Consider the following 17,408-nt stretch of genomic DNA (forward strand, 5'->3'; position numbering starts at 1 on the left):
GCCAATGTACCAAGAAGCGTCAAACCCATGAGTCACCACCATGACCGCCGCGGCAACCCGCGCAGCCTGCTCAACCCTGCCATGCGCGGGGTGCTGGACCGCATCGCGCGGGCCGGCCACGCCCCCATGCACATGCTGAGCGCCCAGCAGGCTCGCACCGCCTATGCAGCAGGCTCCGATGTACTGGAACTGCCCACCCAGAAGATGCACCGTGTGGAGGACTTCACGGTGACCGCGCGCGACGGTTACGCCATTCCTGTGCGCCACTACGCGCCCAGTGGCACTGGGCTGCCGGTATTGGTGTACTTCCATGGCGGCGGTTTTACCGTGGGCAGTGTGGCCACGCATGATGGCCTGTGCCGCCGCCTGGCGCACCTGGCCGGTTGCGCAGTGCTGTCGGTGGACTACCGGTTGGCACCCGAATTCAAGTTCCCCACCGCGCATGAGGACGCCTGGGACGTGGTGCAATGGGTGGCCCAAGAGGGCAAAAACCGAGGTCTGGATACGTCCCGTATCGCATTGGGCGGCGACAGTGCTGGTGGCACGCTGGCTGCAGCCTGCGCCATTGAGGCGCGCAACGCGGGCTTGCCACTGGCCCTGCAGCTGTTGTTTTACCCGGGCTGCGCAGGCCACCAGGACACGCTCTCGCACAGCACCTTTGCCAGCGGTTTTCTGCTCGAAGAACGGCAGATCACCTTCTTTTTTGAACACTACATCCGCAGCGCGGCCGACCGGGACGATTGGCGCTTTGCGCCGCTGGACGGCAAGGACACCAATGGACACGAGGTGGATCTGGGAGGCGTGGCCCCCGCCTGGGTGGGCCTGGCCGAGTGCGACCCCCTGGTGGACGAGGGCGTGGCCTATGCCGACCGGCTGCGCCTGGCCGGTGTGGCGGTGGACCTGGAGATTTACCGTGGCGTGGTGCACGAGTTCATCAAGATGGGCCGCGCCATCCCCGAAGCCGCCACCGCCCACGCAGATGCGGCCCGGGCCCTGCGCAACGCCTTTAGCCTTTGATTTTTAAAGACACCAACATGACCCTGCAACGTTCTGATTTTCGTTTTTTTCACCGCCTGCGCGTACGCTGGGCCGAGGTGGACATGCAGCACATCGTGTTCAACGCCCACTATCTGATGTACCTTGATACGGCCATGGGCGACTACTGGCGCGCACTGGCTTTGCCTTACCAGGAGAGCATGCTGCTGCTGGACGGCGACATGTACGTCAAGAAGTCCACGCTGGAGTACCACGCCTCGGCCCGCTACGACGACACGTTGCACATCGGCCTGCGCTGCGCACGCGTGGGCAATTCGTCCATGGTGTTTGAAGGCGGCATCTTCCGGGGCGACACGCTCTTGGTGTCGGGCGAGCTGCTATATGTGTTTGCAGACCCCACCAGCCAGACCTCGCGCCCGGTGCCTGATGCTTTGCGCCAAGTGTTTGCCCAGTTTGAAGCCCGCCAGCCCATCACACATACGGCGGTGGGCAACTGGGAAGACTGGGGCACGCAGATCACGCCTTTGCGCCGTGCGGTGTTTGTTGATGAGCAGGCGATTTCCGAAGTTCTGGTGTGGGATGAGGCCGATGCCAGCGCCGTGCACGCGGTGGTGCACAACGCCCTGGGGCAGGTGGTGGCCAGCGGCCGCATGGTGGTGGAGGCAACCGGTGTGGCACGCATAGGCCGCATGGCCACGCACCAGATGCTGCGCGGCGGCGGCCTGGGCCTGTTGGTGCTGCGCGCCTTGGTACAGGCGGCACGCCAGCGCGGTGATACCGAGGTGATGCTGCACGCCCAATGCAGCGCTGAAGGTTTTTACCTAGGAGAAGGCTTTGCCCGACGGGGCGAGGTATTTGTAGAGGCGGGCATCGCCCACCAGGAAATGGCGCTGGTGCTGGCCGCTTAAAAACCCAGAGACGCCAACAAATCGTCCACGTCGTCCTGCTTGAGGGCGCTCTCCGCCGTTTGCGGGCCTTCCAGCACATGGTTGTCCACGGTCACGGGTTCGTTGTTTTCCGACTTGGCAACGGCAACGGTCCCTTCGGGGGAGCTGTCGATCAGCAGTTGCACCATCTGCATCTCGGTGCGGGTGATGATGTCGATGACTTTTTTGATCACCTGCCCGGACAAATCCTGAAAGTCCTGCGCCATCATGATGTCACTGAGGACGGCCCCTTGCCCTTCGGCAAATTTGGCCGTGCTTTGGGCAAATTTTCCGCACACGACCATCAGACCGCGGGCCTTGTCCACACTCAAATCAGGGGCCGCAGCCAAGCGAGCCAGCGATTCGCCCAGCTCCAAACCGCGGGAGGAGAGATCGTCACACTCCGGTTTTGCCAGATCCACCAAATTCAGCACCTTGTTGGCTGCATCTTCGGTCATCTTGCCCACATGGGCCAGGCGGTCACGGGCGTTGGGGATTTCCTGGACCACGTCGTGCAGCTGGCTGCCGCCAATCACCGCCAAGGCTTCATGCATCTCGCGCGTGATGGCCCCCAGGCGGGCAAAAGCTTCTTCTTTTGATAGCGGCGTTGACATAGGCTGATTCAATCCCTTCCCGGCTTGTGAGCGTGTTACTGCATGTTACGGCGTCTCAATTATGAGTCCACCCAGCGCCTGAACACTGGTCCCGCCGCAAATATCTGAGGCCCACAATCCGCCTCTACTTATATGTCTTCCAGCAATGGATAGGGCAGGGGTTGGACTTGCAACTCCACAGCCCCCACATGCAATCCGCCCACCGATACCGCTGACAACTGCAGCGACACGATGGCCTGCACCACCCCCTCTGGAGAAGAGGCAGCCTGGACCACGGTGCCTACGGGTTGTTCGTCATCCCCGGGAGCAAAGATTTCTTGCCCCGCGGCCACGGGGCCGCTGGCCTGCACGACAAAAGCGCGGCGCTTAAGCGTGCCGCGGAACTGGCTGCGCGCCACCACCTCCTGGCCGGGGTAACAGCCTTTCTTGAAGTTCACCCCCCCCACCGACTCGTAGTTCAGCATCTGCGGCACAAAGGCCTCGAACACGGGTTGGCTGAGGGTGGCAACACCGCTGCGCACCTCGCTCCACAGCCAGGTGCCCAGCGCCAGCGCATCGCCCTGCGGTACGGCCACGTCGGCCGGCGCCACCCACAGTTGCCGGGGGGTGCCGTCGGCAGGGTAGAGGTTGACCACCGTTTCAGTGCCAAAGTCGGCCTTGGCCCACGCAGAATCTGCGCCAGCAGCTATATTTTTGATAGCATTTCCAGCCAGGCCATAGACGGCAAAGCGCTCGCTGGCGTCGCTCAGGCGGGCTTTTGCACGCATGACGAACATGGACAGGCGCTTGAGCGTGGGAGCCAACAGGTCTTTGCTGCACACCAGCAAGATGTCACCCGCCGGGCGCTTGAAGCCGATAAAGCTGGCCTGCATGCGGCCCTTGGCCGAACAAAACGCGGCCAGCCGTGCATTGTTCAAATCCAGCAGCGCAAAGTCCTGCGTCAACTGGCCATGGAGGAATTTGGCGGCGTCTTCGCCCTCAATTTGGATCACGCCCAGATGGTCCAGGCGGGCCACGCCGTTCAGGGTGGGCAAAGAGGTGGCGGGAAGGGTCTCGGTGTTCATGGGCTGAATTATCATTCCCCCTCTTATGACTGACGGGAAGTAGGGCTGTGCGCTTTTTCATTGTTGTGGTGTGCATGGCCGTGCTGGGGCTGCTGGGGGCGGGTTACGCCTGGGTCCAGTCGCCGCTGGATATTCCCGGCGCTTCGGTGGATCTGTCGATTGAGCCCGGCTCCAGTGCCCGCGAAGTGGCCGTTGACGTAGCCCAGGCGGGCGTACGGGTCCAGCCGTCTTTGCTGTACTGGTGGTTTCGCCTCTCCGGCAAGGCCCGCAACATCAAGGCTGGCAGTTACGAGTTGCCCGCAGGCACCACGCCACGCAGCCTGTTGCAAAAACTGGTGCAGGGCGACGAAGCCTTGCGCAGTGTCACCTTGGTGGAAGGCTGGACCTTCAAACAGGTACGTGAGGCGTTACGCAAAGCCGACCAGCTCAAACCCAACAGCCAAGCCCTGAGCCCAGAGCAGATCATGGAGCAACTGGGTCGTCCCGGCGTGCACCCCGAGGGGCGGTTCTTCCCCGATACCTATACCTATTCCAAAGGCTCCAGCGACCTGGCCGTGCTGCTGCGCGCCCTGCACGCCATGGACAAGAAGCTGGACGCCGCCTGGTCCCAGCGCAATCCAAAATCGCCACTGCAGACGCCGGACCAAGCCCTGACGCTGGCCAGCATTGTGGAAAAAGAAACCGGAAAAACCAGCGACCAGCCGCTGATCTCGGCGGTGTTTAACAACCGCCTGGTGATTGGTATGCGCCTGCAAACCGACCCTACCGTCATTTACGGCCTGGGCGATGCCTTTGATGGCAACCTGCGCCGCATCGACCTGCAGACAGACAACCCCTACAACACCTACATCCGCACCGGCCTGCCGCCCACGCCCATCGCCATGCCGGGCAAGGCGGCGCTGCTGGCGGCCGTACAACCGGCGTCCAGTAAGGCCCTGTATTTTGTGGCGCGGGGCGACGGCACCAGCCAGTTCAGCAATTCACTGGACGAGCACAATAGGGCGGTCGACAAATACCAGCGCGGCCAATGAACGCACCACCAGGGACGGCATGAGCGGACTTTTCATCAGTTTTGAAGGCATCGACGGGGCGGGCAAATCCACCCACATCGATGCAACAGCCAAGGCCTTTCAGGCGCAGGGCAGGGTGGTCACCCTCACCCGCGAACCCGGTGGCACGCCCCTGGCCGAGCGGCTGCGCCAGATGGTGCTCAACGACAGCATGGACGCGATGACCGAAGCCCTGCTGGTGTTTGCCGCACGGCGCGACCATGTGCAGCAAGTGATTGTTCCGGCCCTGGCCCGTGGCGATGTGGTGCTGTGCGACCGGTTTTCCGATGCCACCTTTGCCTACCAGGGCGGTGGGCGCGGCTTTGACTGGCAGGTGTTGCAGGTGCTGGAGCAATGGGTGCAAGGTTCTGGACTGGGTGAGGCGCAGGCCTTGGTCAAGCCCGAGGTGACCGTATGGTTTGACCTGCCGCCTGCGGTAGCCGCCACGCGCCTGGCCGGCGCCCGTATTCCCGACAAGTTCGAGTCCCAGCCCATCGCCTTCTTTGAAAATGTGGCCACAGGCTATGCCCGTCGCCAGGCCGAAGACCCGCAGCGTTTCGCCCGCGTCAATGCCCACCAGACACCAGACGCCGTGTGGCGCGACGTGCAAGCCGCGTTACGCCAGGCAGGGCACTTGCACGCATGACAGACGCCTTGCCCCCGGCAACCGCACCCTGGATCCAGGCGCAAACCACCTTGCTGCTGGCCCAGCGCGGCCACGCATGGCTGTTACAGGGCCCATCGGGTTTGGGCCAATACAGCCTGGCGCTGGCGCTGGCCAGGGCGTGGTTATGCGAACATGCCACGCCCGCAGGGGCATGCGGCCAGTGCGGCAGCTGCCACGCCATTGATGTGCGCACCCATGCAGACCTGTGCATGCTGATGCCAGAAACCACCATGCTGGAACTGGGATGGCCCCTGAGCGAAAAGGCCCAAGGCGAGATTGATGACAAAAAGCGCAAGGCCAGCAAGGAAATCCGCGTCGATGCCATGCGAGACGCTGTGGAGTTTGCCCAGCGCACGAGTGCACGTGGGCGCGGCAAAGTGGTGGTGGTGTTTCCTGCGGAAAACATGAACAACATCACGGCCAATGCCTTGCTCAAGACTCTGGAAGAACCTGTCGGTGACGTGAAATTTGTACTGGCCAGCGAATCGGCCCACCAATTGCTGCCTACTATCCGCAGCCGTTGCATTGGCCACACGATGGCCTGGCCGGAAGCAGACCAAGCCAAAGCTTGGCTGCGCAGCATGGAGGTGCCAGCCAACCAGGTCGATGGTTTGCTGCAGGCCACCGGCGGCCGGCCCGAAGACGCGCTGCTGTTTGCCCAATCGGGCCGAGACCCCGGAAGCTGGGCGGCTTTCCCCAAAGCCATGGCGCGCGGCGACGTGTTTGCCGTCAAAGACTGGACCGCACCCCAGGTCATTGATGCCCAACACAAGCTGTGTCATGACCTGATGGCGGTACAAGCCGGTGCCACGCCACGCTTTTTTCCGACCAAAGAAGTCACAGGTTTGAATGCGTCCGCCACCGCTTTGGCAGCCTGGAGCAAGGCCTTGTCGCAGGCTATGAGGTCCATGGACCACCCCTTCAATGCCGGGCTCATGCTGGAAGCGCTTGTCGGACAAGCCCAAACCACTCTAAACTCGGGCCATTAGCACACCACCATGAGCGCCACACCTTCCGCCACCGCCCGCCCCAGCGTCATCCAGCTCTCGATCAAGGAGAAGGCGGCGCTGTATGCGGCCTACATCCCCATGTTCACCGAGGGCGGCGTGTTCATTCCCACCACCCGGGAATACGCTTTGGGCGATGACGTATATGTGCTGCTGTCCTTGCCCGACGACGTGCAACGCTACCCGGTGGCTGGCAAAGTGGCGTGGGTCACCCCGCCCAAAGCCTCTGGTGGCCGCACGCAAGGCGTGGGCATCCTGTTTCCCAAAGACGAAAAGTCGCACGCGCTCAAGCTCAAGATCGAAGAAATTCTGGGTGCCCACATGGCGTCCGAGCGCCCCACCCAGACGGTGTGACACCGCAGCGCGAATGCGCTTATGGCCCGCATTGTTTTCATCACAATGCAGCCCCTGAACCTTCTTCATCATGTTTACCGACTCCCACTGCCACCTGACTTACCCTGACCTGGCTGCGTCCTGGCCAGCCATTCGCGACGCCATGGCCGCGGCCCAGGTAGACCGCGCCCTGTGCATTTGTACCACCTTGGAGGAGTTTGGCGATGTGCACCGCTTGGCCATGGAAAACGCCCATATCTGGGCCAGCGCTGGCGTGCACCCGGACAACGAAGGTGTGACGGAACCGTCTCTGGACGACTTACTGCGTCGGGGAACTTTGCCTAAAGTGGTGGCGATTGGCGAGACCGGGCTGGACTACTATCGTCTGGGCGAACGCACCGTGGCTGACATGGAATGGCAGCGCGAGCGCTTTCGGGTTCATATCCGCGCCGCACGCCAGCTTCAAAAACCCCTAGTCATCCACACTCGCAGCGCGTCGGAAGACACGTTGGCCATTCTGCGGGAAGAGGGTGAAGACAGCAGCCCCGGATCCGCCGGTGGTGTTTTTCATTGCTTCACCGAAGATCAAACGATCGCCCAGGCTGCATTGGACCTGGGTTTTTACATCTCGTTCTCGGGCATCCTGACCTTCAAAAGCGCCCAGGACATCCGGGATGTGGCCGCCATGGTGCCCATGGACCGGCTGCTGATAGAGACGGACAGCCCGTATTTGGCGCCCGTGCCATACCGCGGCAAGACCAACAACCCGTCGTACGTGCCCTATATCGCGAAGCAGTTGGCTGAGATAAAAGGTTGCTCTTTAGAAGAAATGGCCCAGATTTCCAGTGCCAATTTCACGACCTTGTTCAAACCCACGTGAGGCAAGAGCATATGAAGCATTGGTTTAAGTTAGTGCTATACCTTGTTGTTTTTATTGGATTTTCTGCATCCAAGGCAGGATCTTATGAAGACTTTTTTCAGGCCATTGCACGGGACAATGTCGATGGCATCACCCAGCTGCTGGCCCGGGGTTTTGATCCCAATACCGTGAACCCTAAAGGCGTACCTGGATTACTGATTGCCTTGCAGGAGCCATCGCCCAAGGTGGCGGCCGTTTTGCTGGAGCACCCGGATCTCGAGGTGGAGGTACGCACCGCGCAGGACGAAAGTCCATTGATGTTGGCCGCGCTGCGCGGCTACACCGAACTGTGTGCCAAGCTGATCGAGCGTGATGCCGACGTCAACAAGCCCGGCTGGGCGCCATTGCATTACGCAGCCACCAACAGCCACATCGCGATCATGCAACTGCTGCTGGACAACCATGCCTACATAGACGCGGCATCTCCCAATGGATCCACGCCGCTGATGATGGCGGCCATGTATGGCAACGCTTCGGCCGTCAAGATGCTGCTGGAAGCCGGCGCTGACCCGACTCTGAAGAATGGCATCGGGCTCACTGCAATTGACTTTGCCAACCGGGTGAAGAAAACCGAGTCTGTGGAGATTCTTGCGGCCTTTATCAGGGCAAGACGGGCCAAGGGTAGCTGGTAGATCGGTGCACAGCTCAGGCGCTGCATCACTATAAATACTTCATACGATGTATATTATGTTAACAAAGTGAAGCTGAGCATTAGGTTGTCCATAAGCGCTCGTTTCACCCGCATACGCCTCAGCAAGGGATGAAAATTCATTGTCCGTCATATTATGAAAAGCAGCATATATGACACACTTGATCAATGTCCGTAACCAAAGCCTCCCGCTATCGACTTAAAACCTCAATTTTTAGTGATGGGGAACGTCGGGCGTTTCTAGTAGATGAGCACGGAGTTCCTGAGCCCTACAGCACCCTGTATGTCACGATGCGTTTACGCAATGCGGGCAAGTCGGTGTCAACACAAGAGGCTCACCTCAATTCCATCAATATTCTGCTCATGCATGCAGAAGATCATCGGCTGGCACTGTACGAGCGTTTTAAAAACCACTCCTTTTTGAATGCCATGGAGTGCGAGGCACTCCGGCTTTCAGTCCAGCAACATCGCGGTCCAGCGGCCAAGTCCCAGTTCAATGTACTGAGCATCAAAGGTGGGAAGAACGGGCACATTTACAGAGGCATTACCGTTAAACCAGCCCAGCAACATTCACGGTTCGCCCATATCGCCAGCTATTTGCAGTGGCTATGGCGGTATCTGCCCAGCACTGAATCAAACGAAAAGATCACCCTGGCGGCGCACGAACTAGAACGCATGGTGCGCAATATCCTGGCACTGCGCCCGATGGTCGCAACTATGGGCAGTAATGTGACCAAACCGGAATTCACTCGTGCGCATTACGCGGTGCTAGCGAATGCAATAACGCCTGGCAATGGGCACAACCCCTTCAATTCTGGAGTACAACTCCGCAATCAACTTATCGTGAAGCTCATGGCGCATCTCGGTGAGCGACGAGGGGGAATACTCAATTTACGCGTCGGCGATATCAATTTTGGCAAGTCACAAATTAATATCGTACGCAGAGCGGATAGCAAAGAAGACCCACGGATACAGCAACCTCGAGTTAAGACACGGGAACACACGCTTCCGGTTGGGCCCGTATTGATGGACTTGTTGCGCCAGTATTTGGACTTGCGTAGGAGCATGCCCTCCGCACGCAAACATCCCTACTTGCTAGTCACTCACAAGTCTGGACCTACCCTTGGAAAGCCAATGACTATCCCAGGACTCAACCAAGTATTTAAGACTATTAATAATGCAGTGCTAGGCATCCCAATGCTGCATCCGCACCTGCTCCGACATTTTTTTCATACGCAACTTGCGGAAGAACAACTAAGCCAACCAACAACTTCAGAATCGCGCGAAACAGATCGTCGAGTCCGAAACGAACTGGCCGGGCGTCGTCCAGATTCCGTGGTTGATGCTATTTATACAAAACGTGCCATCGAACGGGAGGCCATCACGATGGCCCTCAAGGTTCAATCAACCCTTGGAAATTCTGATGCCTCGACTCTCTCTGACGAACCACTGTCATCCCCTCCCCGTCTGCCTAAAAATTAGGGCGCACAGGGAAGCTAAAGCGTGAAGTTCAATCTCGATGAATTTGACGCGACAACGTCAGAACGACCTGTAGCAACGTCAACAGCAATTGGGCAGGAGACTACTGAACACCATATTAAGACCAGATACTCAAACATCTGGGTTGATACGCGGCAGCCTATCTGGGCCCCAGACGGGAAAAGAAAAATAAATATCGCAGCCACGAGACAAGATGTCGCGTCCTCCTTACACGCTGGCCTTGAACCGCTACTTCGCCACTATGTATCGAGGTTGGCAGTTGGGACACTCTCAACCTATCTCAGCATCATTCGCCACTATCGCAAGGCTGTATTTGGGGTGGCGCCAATAACCAGGTGGCATATCGACGACTTGACTAATTATCGCTACAAGATGGTCAAAGAGGCTGGGCATGAAGGTAACTTAATTAAGCTCAGAGCGACACTAAAAACATGGTGCGATCTCCGACTTCCGGGAGTTGATCTTGAGCTTATTGAGGCCGTTGAGACTTGGAGATTGAAAGACCGCGAAATAGGTCGTGCAGTACGACGAATGGACCCTGATTCGGGTCCATTGCTACCGCAGGAGTACGCAGATTTGAATGCTCAGGTCGTTCGTGGCGCCGAAACTGGGAATGTAAATCTAACTGACCTGTGCCTGCATATCCTTCATGCGTACTCTGGTCGAAGAGGCGAACAAACATGCAGCCTCAAATGCTTAGACATTGATCCAAACCACTTGGCTGTACCCGATGAAAACGGAGCGCAGTTCGCTAATGTACCCATCCATCGTGTGTCGGTACCACGGGCGAAGCAGCATGGCGCTGACTGGCGTGCTTCATTTCGGGACATCACTTTGCCCGGCCCGCAGTTTAACTTTCTTCACGCCCAACGGTTAAGTGTCGAAGCAAAATTTCGGGAGGAAATGAACCGCCACGGCATCATTCTTCCCGAGGAGTTTGTCAACACATTGTTGTCGCAATTGCCTCTATTTCCGAATTGGAAACTCGTCGATCAAAGCCTCAGCGCCGCCCCAAGGTTGTTAAAAAATGGGGCATCTACAGATCTTCCCGTGCCCGCAGGAATGGCGATGTTGATTCAACATGCACAATCCCGTCAGTGGCACTCTACGGCAGAAGACATCCAGAGAAGACTGCACGACATTGCTAAAGTGGTCAATGCCAAAGGGCGTGAAGGAAATCCGCTAAACCTCAATCCAAGACGATTGAGGTATACCAAAGGCACCAATCTCGCCAGACTCGGTGCATCGGTAGAGGTCATTGCCTGGCTGTTGGATCATTCCGGCATACAGACCGTCAATGTTTATACCGACAATTTGCCCGAGCATGCGACGGCAATCAATGAAGCTCTCAAGGGTTCTTGGCGCCTGCAATTGATCGCTCGAATGTTTCGTGGGCAAGTGGTTCAATCTGAGGACAGCGCGGTCTGTGGTGAAAATCCACGTGCAAGCCGCATTCACTTTCAAGGGACTGGAGCAGCTACATGCGGTGTCAATAAGGCATGCGGTCTTGGCGGCGGAATCCCACTGGCCTGCTATACCTGCAACAACTTTCAACCTTGGCTTGATGGCCCTCACGAAAGTGTTTTGAGCTATTTACTTCAGCAACGCCGCGAAAAGGCTCGAGCGCTGGGCGATACGCACCCTTTGACTACCCACCAGGATAAAACCATAGTGGCGGTCATTAACGTCCTGCAGCGTTGTGAAGAGATTCGACAACATGACCAAAATGCACACGCCAATGAGAGCGTCGTATGACAACAGTTCAAATGACTAAGCCATACGCAGTACCGATTGTCGAGCAGAGTGAACAACTCCTGCACCCGGAGTCAAAAATGAGTCAACATGCGCGCGAGACTCTTATTGCGCAGTACGTCGGACGTGCGCGTGACCAACTAAAGGTTCTCGATATTCGGTGGGAAGAAAACCGTTGGCCCGGTATAGCAGTTTTTACCAAAATTGCGAATGGCAAACGTGATCAATCCCTTAAGCAATTGGATTCCAGCTACCTGCTAAATGCGGAGTTCATTAACTTTGCGAAGGCCTACGTTCGTGAACAATACAGCCTAAATCCTCAACAAACCACAAACAACACAGCGCACCGCCTCCGAACTTTGCGCCTCGTCGAGGCATCACTGCTCGATATTAAGAGATCAGCTAATCCAGCATTCGTCGACATCATGGTTCTAGATGCTGCAGCCGAACTTGCACGGAAATCCTTTACGGGTGCTACGCCCTACTACGTAGGGCAGTTTATTGAGCAATTCGGAAGATTCATGGCTAAACAGGGATTTGTGCCGTCTCTTGTCGGTCAATGGAAAAGTCCTATTGATTTTCAACGCTATACAGGACGCGTTGTCGGTTCTTCTGGGGACAAACACCGTGCAAAAAAACTACCAAACTTCGCCGCGGTTTCAGCATTGGCGGAAATTTTCAATCGAACGCTAGACCCTTCAGATGAACGATGCCATCGGGACATTTACACAACGGGGGTGGCCACCCTACTCTGCTCGGCGCCAAGTCGAGGCCAGGAGGTGCATCGTCTGCCAGTGGACTTGATATTTCAAGCCACAGATAGCTTTGGAGATGAGCAACTTGGCCTGCGATGGGAAGGAAGCAAGGGCTACGGATCGTTTATCAAATGGGTGTGGAAGGACATGGTTCCAGCGGTCCACATTGCGATTGATCGCATCAAGGCCATTACGGAGGAAGCTAGGCGTTTGGCTAGGCACTATGAAAATCCAGAAACGTCCGGACTTTTCTATCGTCACACTAACTGTCCCGACGTAGCCGAGGATGAGCCTCTAACCGCAGAGCAGGCATGCCAAGCCCTTGGGTTTTCCATGAAAGATCCGCGCGGCTCCCTTCTTTCTGCGAAGCTAAGCAGCAGACTTTACACGCACTCTTTGGCCACTTTGTGGAATGAATGGGTATTGCCCCGGCACCGCGCCAATTGTCCCGACTTCCCCTTTGTCGGCCCCTCCGAGTTAAATAAGCCTGAGGCCGCTAGGCTGAAATTCAGTGAAGCCTTATTTTGTATGCGAGCCCATCAACTCCACACCCTGATGAATACCAGTCCCGTGATGCTTTGGTGCCCCGCGTTAGGAACGTCATGGCATCCAGATGTCACGCACTCCTCGCGAACAAACATCAATATCTTTGATAGATATGGCTACAAGGATGATGATGGGTCTCCGTTAGCGCTCAGATCTCACCAATTGCGTCATCTGCTAAACACGGAGGCTCAGCGCGGTGAAATGACTGATGTGCTAATCGCAGCATGGTCGGGCCGGGCCGACATCGCCCAAAATCAGGCATATGACAACCGTCCTGCGCAAGAGGTGGTGGATTCTATTCGTCCTGTTGTTGAAGCCCAAGAGCGCGCCCTAACCGGCATCGGCGCCAAGAGTTCGGACAGTCATGTGCAGCGATCTGGCCCATGGATTGTCCAAACTTTTATTGCGCCCCAGGCATTGGAAAACCAGGGGCTTCACGATATTCAACCACAGCTCACTGGCTTAAAAACAGAGTACGGTCAGTGCGTCCATGACTGGGCTGCTTCCCCATGCGAAGGATTTGTCGAATGCTTGGAATGCAGCGACCATCGTTGCATAACAGGCGATGACCCACATGAATCTAAGCTACGCCTACAGCGCATTGAAAAGTTGCATGAAATTGTGCAGGGTGAAGTTCTCAAAGCCCAAACAGCAAAAGCTGAAGGCGATTGGGGCGCTGAAGAGTGGCTTAACGTACAAATCCGCTACCAGCAAAAATTGGCTCAACTGATCTCAATCCTGCGCCAACTTATTGACGATGGCCAGGATGCAGTTATACGTATGGCTAACTCCCCTGCCCCATCGCACTTACATCGGGCAATGCGCGCCATTGCAGTCCGTGCGCAGCAAGATAGTCTGGAGACGCCGGAAGTGATTCAGATGATGTTGAATGCAGTGGATTCGCGTGCAGAGTCGGGTGGTATGCCGATCACAGTGCATCGCAGACCCGCGGTCGCACTCCCTCCATTAGATATGGGACGTCGCCTTTAAAGTCGAGCAGTAGTAACTCATGGCAAAAAATAAACACATTCGCCCAGAGCATGTACAAGCTATTTGCAACATTATTCACGGGTGGGACGAGCCTAAACTTAGTTGGGCGGCTGTTTGTGGAGCGGCTCGATCGGTGCTTGGATACGTACCCAGTCGCTCAGGTTTAAGTGCTCACGAGATGATCACTGCATCTTTCCAATCTAGAAAGAGTGGACTCAAGGAAGCCACTCCGGCACCTCAACTTCCAAACAGTCGTCAGCAGGCATCCAAAATCATTGCAGCCCGTGATGCTGAAATAGCTACGCTCAAGTTACTGAGAACTGAATATGAAGCTCGTTTCGTGCGCTGGCAATACAACGCGAGCATCCGGAATGTAACGATCGAGCAATTAGACACGCCACTTCCAGATATTGACCGAATAAAGGTTCAAGGAGTCAGTCCGAGAAACCGGCAATAGGTCAGTCGTTCGCCTATTGCCTAGGCTGTTGCCCTACAGTAATCGATGTGTTGCGAAAAGTCTCAGAACGCCAAGAGGCGCTCAACACTAAACAGAGCCGCAATCCCATACTGCCGTTGTGCCAGCGGCGAATAGCAAGCCAGATCACTCTATAGTGATATTACCGAAGGTGGATAGTGCCATTTTTTTAGTAATCTCTTCGACTATTTGCACCGAGCTTGCGTCCGGATCGCTCGAATGCATTACATCTTCAACAATTCTTGAAATTTCCATATCCAAAGAACGTTCCATGTAGTTGGTCAAGAGCGTTTCGTAAATCAGCTTGTATACCGGCCACACCGCCGGACCTGGCTTTAAGTGCCCCTCGTCAAAGTTTGGGAGAAGATCTACATTGAAAGTGGGATCTCTCGTTTCGGCCGGATCAGAGTCTCTTAGCGGATTCACTAGATAGCCGAACTTGAACGCCTCTCCCTCATAGCCACTTCCCAACCGGATGATGTGGCCGATTCCCCCAAAGAATTGCACCAAGCCATCTACGTTACTTCCATTTGAATAGACACAAACGAAATGATCGAATTTTCCTATGGCAGGGATTCCTGATGTAGTCGATGAAGCAGAGTACCAGCGGATAAATTTATCTTCTGATCCAGCGCCATTCAAGACAAAATTTCTTAGGCAATCGAAGCAAGCCAAAAGGGCAATGTGACTAGCATTGACCCCAAGCAGATTAAATGCAGATTTCAGGAGGCCACGAAAATAGTCCGCACCGCCAATGCGAGGATGAAGTTGCAAAGGGCTATCTAAATAGCCAGTTTGAGCAGTCGCCAGCGCCCGAAGTTGGTTGATACCTATATTGATGTCGGGGTGCGTCGCTCTAAGTTCATGAATCAGCCAGTCAAGCTGTTTTTTATTCCCGATCTTTCCTTCTATGACCTTTGTTCCATCCGCAAGGCTTTGAGACTTGATGGCAGGTGCGGAGATTTCAGGAACACCGCCGGGCTTAAGATTAAATTTGACACCCTCTGTATCAGATATCCCTTTCAGAGTGGGCCCCTCCCCTCCTCTTCCTCCCTTTGTTCCGAGTAAGTTCCTCACCTCTTGCAAACCCCTCTCCAGTGCAACATCAATGGATGCACCAAATTGAGACTGTGCTTCGTTACACGTAATTTTTGATGAAACCCATCTCGCGCCAAGAAAGTTTTGCAGAACGTGCTCCCCGTCTGATTCCTCAAAACTAATTTTTTTGTAAATGCAGATGTTCATTTGATTCCACGATCTATCTGGTCAAAACGATTGAAAGAGACTTGCCCATTCCGAATGGGTTTAGATAAGAAGGCCGAGAGTCTCACGCCGCAATGCGAATTTGATCTGAACTTAGCAGCTTGCTATTGATGAGTTCTGATCGTGCCCCTTCCGGGTTGGCGGTAAACATCAGGACACGCAGATCTTCCTTTGCGCGCGAGAACGATACATAGGCGAGCTTCTGAGTTATTGAGCGTTGCCGGTCCGTGGGCTCGCCGGCCGTAAGCGGTGTCAGGACCTTGTTAAAGCTGTAATTGTTCCACGCGGCCTCAACATCGTCGTAGACAACCATGACCTTTTCATACTCCTCGCCCTTTACTCCGTGCTGGGTGCTGTAGGCAGTGTTGTTGTCAACATATTCAGCATAGCGAGCCACTGGTCCGGACCGCATTTGGAATAGCGAGTCCGCCAGCCAATCTCCTTTGTCGAGACTGTGAAGATCCTCATCGAATGCCTCGGCACGAGGTGCGCGATCGAGATGCTCCCACAGCCTCTCGGAAGGCTGGACGATCTGCTTTTCAATACAAAAACGAAGGATGGTGCCGATCGTCTCGGTGTCCCACAAAACTTGCAATTGCTCAACCAATGCGTTCGCGGTCTCGATCATCAACTTCAGCGACTTTCCGGCATTCAATCCATTAACGGCGAAAGCGGGGCTTTCACTCCGCAGCAAATAGATGATCTTTCGAGCATCGCCCTGCTTTTTGGCATTGATCAACGGGCAAATTGTCGATAGAAAAGGCATGAGAAGGAAATGCTCACCAGCCTCGAACGCATCTTGCGCGCGCGAGGATGCATATTCTCCAGTAAAGAGCCGGTTGAGATCGGCAAAGCCCAGTCGCCGCGCGATCATTTGACGCGCGAGGAAAAGTCTCATGACGTCGTCGTTTCCGGTCCAACCCCAATCTGCAACCGCAGCATCCATACGCGTAAGTGCGCGCTCTACCTGTTCCTCAGAATAGCGCTTGCGAGGTTCCGTCGGCTCCTCCGCCTGAACTAGCAGGAATTCGACGCTGCCTTCACACGTCTTATTCTCGCCAGCAGCATACTGCTCAACGTCCTCACGATAGGCGTTCAGAAGCCTGATAACACTCTGCGAACAGCGGAAATTTTCAGTTTTCGTGATGACCTCACCACCTTCAGGTGGCGCAAAGTTCCCCGCGCTCCGGTCATAAATCTGCTGCCATGGATCACCAAAATAGCCGATCACCGGAAGTCCCGTGCCGGCACCTACAAGATTGAGACCGGCAACGATGCCCTCAAATGTGTCTTGCGCCTCGTCGACAAAAATATATGGGAACCGTAGGCCAGTGATCCGCCTGAATGTGGCATTGTTTGCAAACAGGTAGGTTGCGATCTCAATGACATCATCATGACTGATCTGGCCTTTGCCGTAATCGCTAAAGTTCGTGTCGGAATATCCAAAAATTTTGACTGTCGCGATAGCTGCATGTTCTGCCGTAAGCCGCTCGATCTTGGCGCGAGCTTTCAGTGCCTTTTTACTCTTACCCCCGTTGTCATCTTCCTTGGCCTTTTCTATAAGAGCTGGGATGCGGCTCTCGCTCAGCGCCTCCCGAATATCATCATGGAAGCGGCTGATTTGTCCCCATAGAAAGCTGTGAAGCGTTGAAACCAAGTAGAGGTCGTCAAACCCCAGCCGTGCCTTGATTACCTCGACTGCTCGTTTGGTAAAGGTGATGCAGGCGATCCGCTGACCTTGTCTTTTAAGGACTTGCCCTTCGCGATCGCGGATTCGGCCGAGGGCATCGACTAGTGAGCTTGTCTTACCCGAACCTGCGCCAGCAATCAATGCGAAACTGCGATGCTCTTCTAAGCATTTTTGAACTTGCGCATCCGCTGCGCTTTCAACTCTGGAAACCAT

16 protein-coding genes are annotated in these 17,408 nt (G+C 55.8%); 12 read left to right on the top strand and 4 right to left on the bottom strand.

The window, feature by feature from the left end; genetic code table 11:
- Positions 1-27: 27 nt before the first annotated feature.
- Both AC1DZ5_RS08765 and AC1DZ5_RS08770 read left to right on the top strand, forming a co-directional pair.
- Positions 28-1,017 (top strand): alpha/beta hydrolase, encoded by a 990-nt coding sequence (locus AC1DZ5_RS08765; RefSeq protein ID WP_477888117.1) that lies wholly within the window; start codon positions 28-30, stop codon positions 1,015-1,017.
- Positions 1,018-1,040: 23 nt separating this feature from the next.
- On the top strand, positions 1,041-1,904 hold the full coding sequence (locus tag AC1DZ5_RS08770; RefSeq protein ID WP_477888343.1) for a YbgC/FadM family acyl-CoA thioesterase: 864 nt from the start codon (positions 1,041-1,043) through the stop codon (positions 1,902-1,904).
- On the opposite strand, the gene AC1DZ5_RS08775 is transcribed toward AC1DZ5_RS08770, so the two are convergent.
- Together AC1DZ5_RS08775 and ygfZ are read right to left on the bottom strand one after the other, a co-directional pair.
- Positions 1,901-2,536 carry a protein phosphatase CheZ gene (locus AC1DZ5_RS08775; RefSeq protein WP_477888119.1) on the bottom strand — a complete coding sequence of 212 codons (636 nt, stop codon included), beginning with the start codon at positions 2,534-2,536 and terminating at the stop codon, positions 1,901-1,903. The two genes, AC1DZ5_RS08770 and AC1DZ5_RS08775, sit on opposite strands and share 4 nt — an antisense overlap.
- Positions 2,537-2,664: 128 nt before the next feature.
- Positions 2,665-3,600, bottom strand: coding sequence for a CAF17-like 4Fe-4S cluster assembly/insertion protein YgfZ (ygfZ, locus tag AC1DZ5_RS08780; RefSeq protein ID WP_477888121.1), 936 nt, complete (start codon positions 3,598-3,600; stop codon positions 2,665-2,667).
- Between the two features lie 74 nt (positions 3,601-3,674).
- On the opposite strand from ygfZ, the gene mltG reads away from it, so the two are divergent.
- From mltG to AC1DZ5_RS08830, 10 genes are all read left to right on the top strand, one after another.
- A complete protein-coding gene (gene mltG, locus AC1DZ5_RS08785; RefSeq protein WP_477888345.1) occupies positions 3,675-4,631 on the top strand; it encodes an endolytic transglycosylase MltG in 957 nt (318 codons plus the stop codon).
- A gap of 19 nt (positions 4,632-4,650) precedes the next feature.
- Complete coding sequence (gene tmk, locus AC1DZ5_RS08790; RefSeq protein ID WP_477888124.1) at positions 4,651-5,295, top strand: dTMP kinase; 645 nt, start codon at positions 4,651-4,653, stop codon at positions 5,293-5,295.
- A complete protein-coding gene (locus AC1DZ5_RS08795) occupies positions 5,292-6,305 on the top strand; it encodes a DNA polymerase III subunit delta' (RefSeq protein WP_477888126.1) in 1,014 nt (337 codons plus the stop codon). Before tmk ends, AC1DZ5_RS08795 begins: the two co-directional genes overlap by 4 nt.
- Positions 6,306-6,314: 9 nt before the next feature.
- A complete protein-coding gene (locus AC1DZ5_RS08800; RefSeq protein ID WP_310339106.1) occupies positions 6,315-6,677 on the top strand; it encodes a PilZ domain-containing protein in 363 nt (120 codons plus the stop codon).
- A gap of 70 nt (positions 6,678-6,747) precedes the next feature.
- Positions 6,748-7,536, top strand: coding sequence for a TatD family hydrolase (locus AC1DZ5_RS08805; protein WP_477888128.1), 789 nt, complete (start codon positions 6,748-6,750; stop codon positions 7,534-7,536).
- A gap of 11 nt (positions 7,537-7,547) precedes the next feature.
- Positions 7,548-8,207 (top strand): ankyrin repeat domain-containing protein, encoded by a 660-nt coding sequence (locus tag AC1DZ5_RS08810; RefSeq protein ID WP_477888130.1) that lies wholly within the window; start codon positions 7,548-7,550, stop codon positions 8,205-8,207.
- Positions 8,208-8,392: 185 nt separating this feature from the next.
- Positions 8,393-9,706, top strand: coding sequence for a tyrosine-type recombinase/integrase (locus AC1DZ5_RS08815; RefSeq protein WP_477888132.1), 1,314 nt, complete (start codon positions 8,393-8,395; stop codon positions 9,704-9,706).
- A 21-nt stretch (positions 9,707-9,727) separates the two neighbouring features.
- Positions 9,728-11,479: a site-specific integrase gene (locus AC1DZ5_RS08820; RefSeq protein WP_477888134.1), complete on the top strand. Its 1,752-nt coding sequence runs from the start codon at positions 9,728-9,730 to the stop codon at positions 11,477-11,479.
- Positions 11,476-13,767 (top strand): hypothetical protein, encoded by a 2,292-nt coding sequence (locus AC1DZ5_RS08825; protein ID WP_477888136.1) that lies wholly within the window; start codon positions 11,476-11,478, stop codon positions 13,765-13,767. Before AC1DZ5_RS08820 ends, AC1DZ5_RS08825 begins: the two co-directional genes overlap by 4 nt.
- 19 nt (positions 13,768-13,786) lie before the next feature.
- Positions 13,787-14,224, top strand: coding sequence for a hypothetical protein (locus tag AC1DZ5_RS08830; protein WP_477888138.1), 438 nt, complete (start codon positions 13,787-13,789; stop codon positions 14,222-14,224).
- A 144-nt stretch (positions 14,225-14,368) separates the two neighbouring features.
- Here AC1DZ5_RS08830 and AC1DZ5_RS08835 read toward each other — a convergent pair whose 3' ends face one another.
- Positions 14,369-15,487: a hypothetical protein gene (locus tag AC1DZ5_RS08835; protein ID WP_477888140.1), complete on the bottom strand. Its 1,119-nt coding sequence runs from the start codon at positions 15,485-15,487 to the stop codon at positions 14,369-14,371.
- An 82-nt stretch (positions 15,488-15,569) separates the two neighbouring features.
- Positions 15,570-17,408 carry a UvrD-helicase domain-containing protein gene (locus AC1DZ5_RS08840; RefSeq protein ID WP_477888142.1) on the bottom strand — a complete coding sequence of 613 codons (1,839 nt, stop codon included), beginning with the start codon at positions 17,406-17,408 and terminating at the stop codon, positions 15,570-15,572.

Source organism: Rhodoferax sp. P1_F3, from assembly GCF_056405715.1.

What these genes read in the sequence shown, in the direction of transcription:
- AC1DZ5_RS08765 (WP_477888117.1), top strand. Translation starts at nt 28, where the DNA reads ATGAGTCACCACCATGACCGCCGCGGCAACCCGCGCAGCCTGCTCAAC.
- AC1DZ5_RS08775 (WP_477888119.1), bottom strand. Translation starts at nt 2,536, where the DNA reads ATGTCAACGCCGCTATCAAAAGAAGAAGCTTTTGCCCGCCTGGGGGCC.
- ygfZ (WP_477888121.1), bottom strand. Translation starts at nt 3,600, where the DNA reads ATGAACACCGAGACCCTTCCCGCCACCTCTTTGCCCACCCTGAACGGC.
- mltG (WP_477888345.1), top strand. Translation starts at nt 3,675, where the DNA reads ATGGCCGTGCTGGGGCTGCTGGGGGCGGGTTACGCCTGGGTCCAGTCG.
- tmk (WP_477888124.1), top strand. Translation starts at nt 4,651, where the DNA reads ATGAGCGGACTTTTCATCAGTTTTGAAGGCATCGACGGGGCGGGCAAA.
- AC1DZ5_RS08795 (WP_477888126.1), top strand. Translation starts at nt 5,292, where the DNA reads ATGACAGACGCCTTGCCCCCGGCAACCGCACCCTGGATCCAGGCGCAA.
- AC1DZ5_RS08800 (WP_310339106.1), top strand. Translation starts at nt 6,315, where the DNA reads ATGAGCGCCACACCTTCCGCCACCGCCCGCCCCAGCGTCATCCAGCTC.
- AC1DZ5_RS08805 (WP_477888128.1), top strand. Translation starts at nt 6,748, where the DNA reads ATGTTTACCGACTCCCACTGCCACCTGACTTACCCTGACCTGGCTGCG.
- AC1DZ5_RS08810 (WP_477888130.1), top strand. Translation starts at nt 7,548, where the DNA reads ATGAAGCATTGGTTTAAGTTAGTGCTATACCTTGTTGTTTTTATTGGA.
- AC1DZ5_RS08815 (WP_477888132.1), top strand. Translation starts at nt 8,393, where the DNA reads ATGTCCGTAACCAAAGCCTCCCGCTATCGACTTAAAACCTCAATTTTT.
- AC1DZ5_RS08825 (WP_477888136.1), top strand. Translation starts at nt 11,476, where the DNA reads ATGACAACAGTTCAAATGACTAAGCCATACGCAGTACCGATTGTCGAG.
- AC1DZ5_RS08830 (WP_477888138.1), top strand. Translation starts at nt 13,787, where the DNA reads ATGGCAAAAAATAAACACATTCGCCCAGAGCATGTACAAGCTATTTGC.
- AC1DZ5_RS08835 (WP_477888140.1), bottom strand. Translation starts at nt 15,487, where the DNA reads ATGAACATCTGCATTTACAAAAAAATTAGTTTTGAGGAATCAGACGGG.
- AC1DZ5_RS08840 (WP_477888142.1), bottom strand. Translation starts at nt 17,408, where the DNA reads ATGGTTTCCAGAGTTGAAAGCGCAGCGGATGCGCAAGTTCAAAAATGC.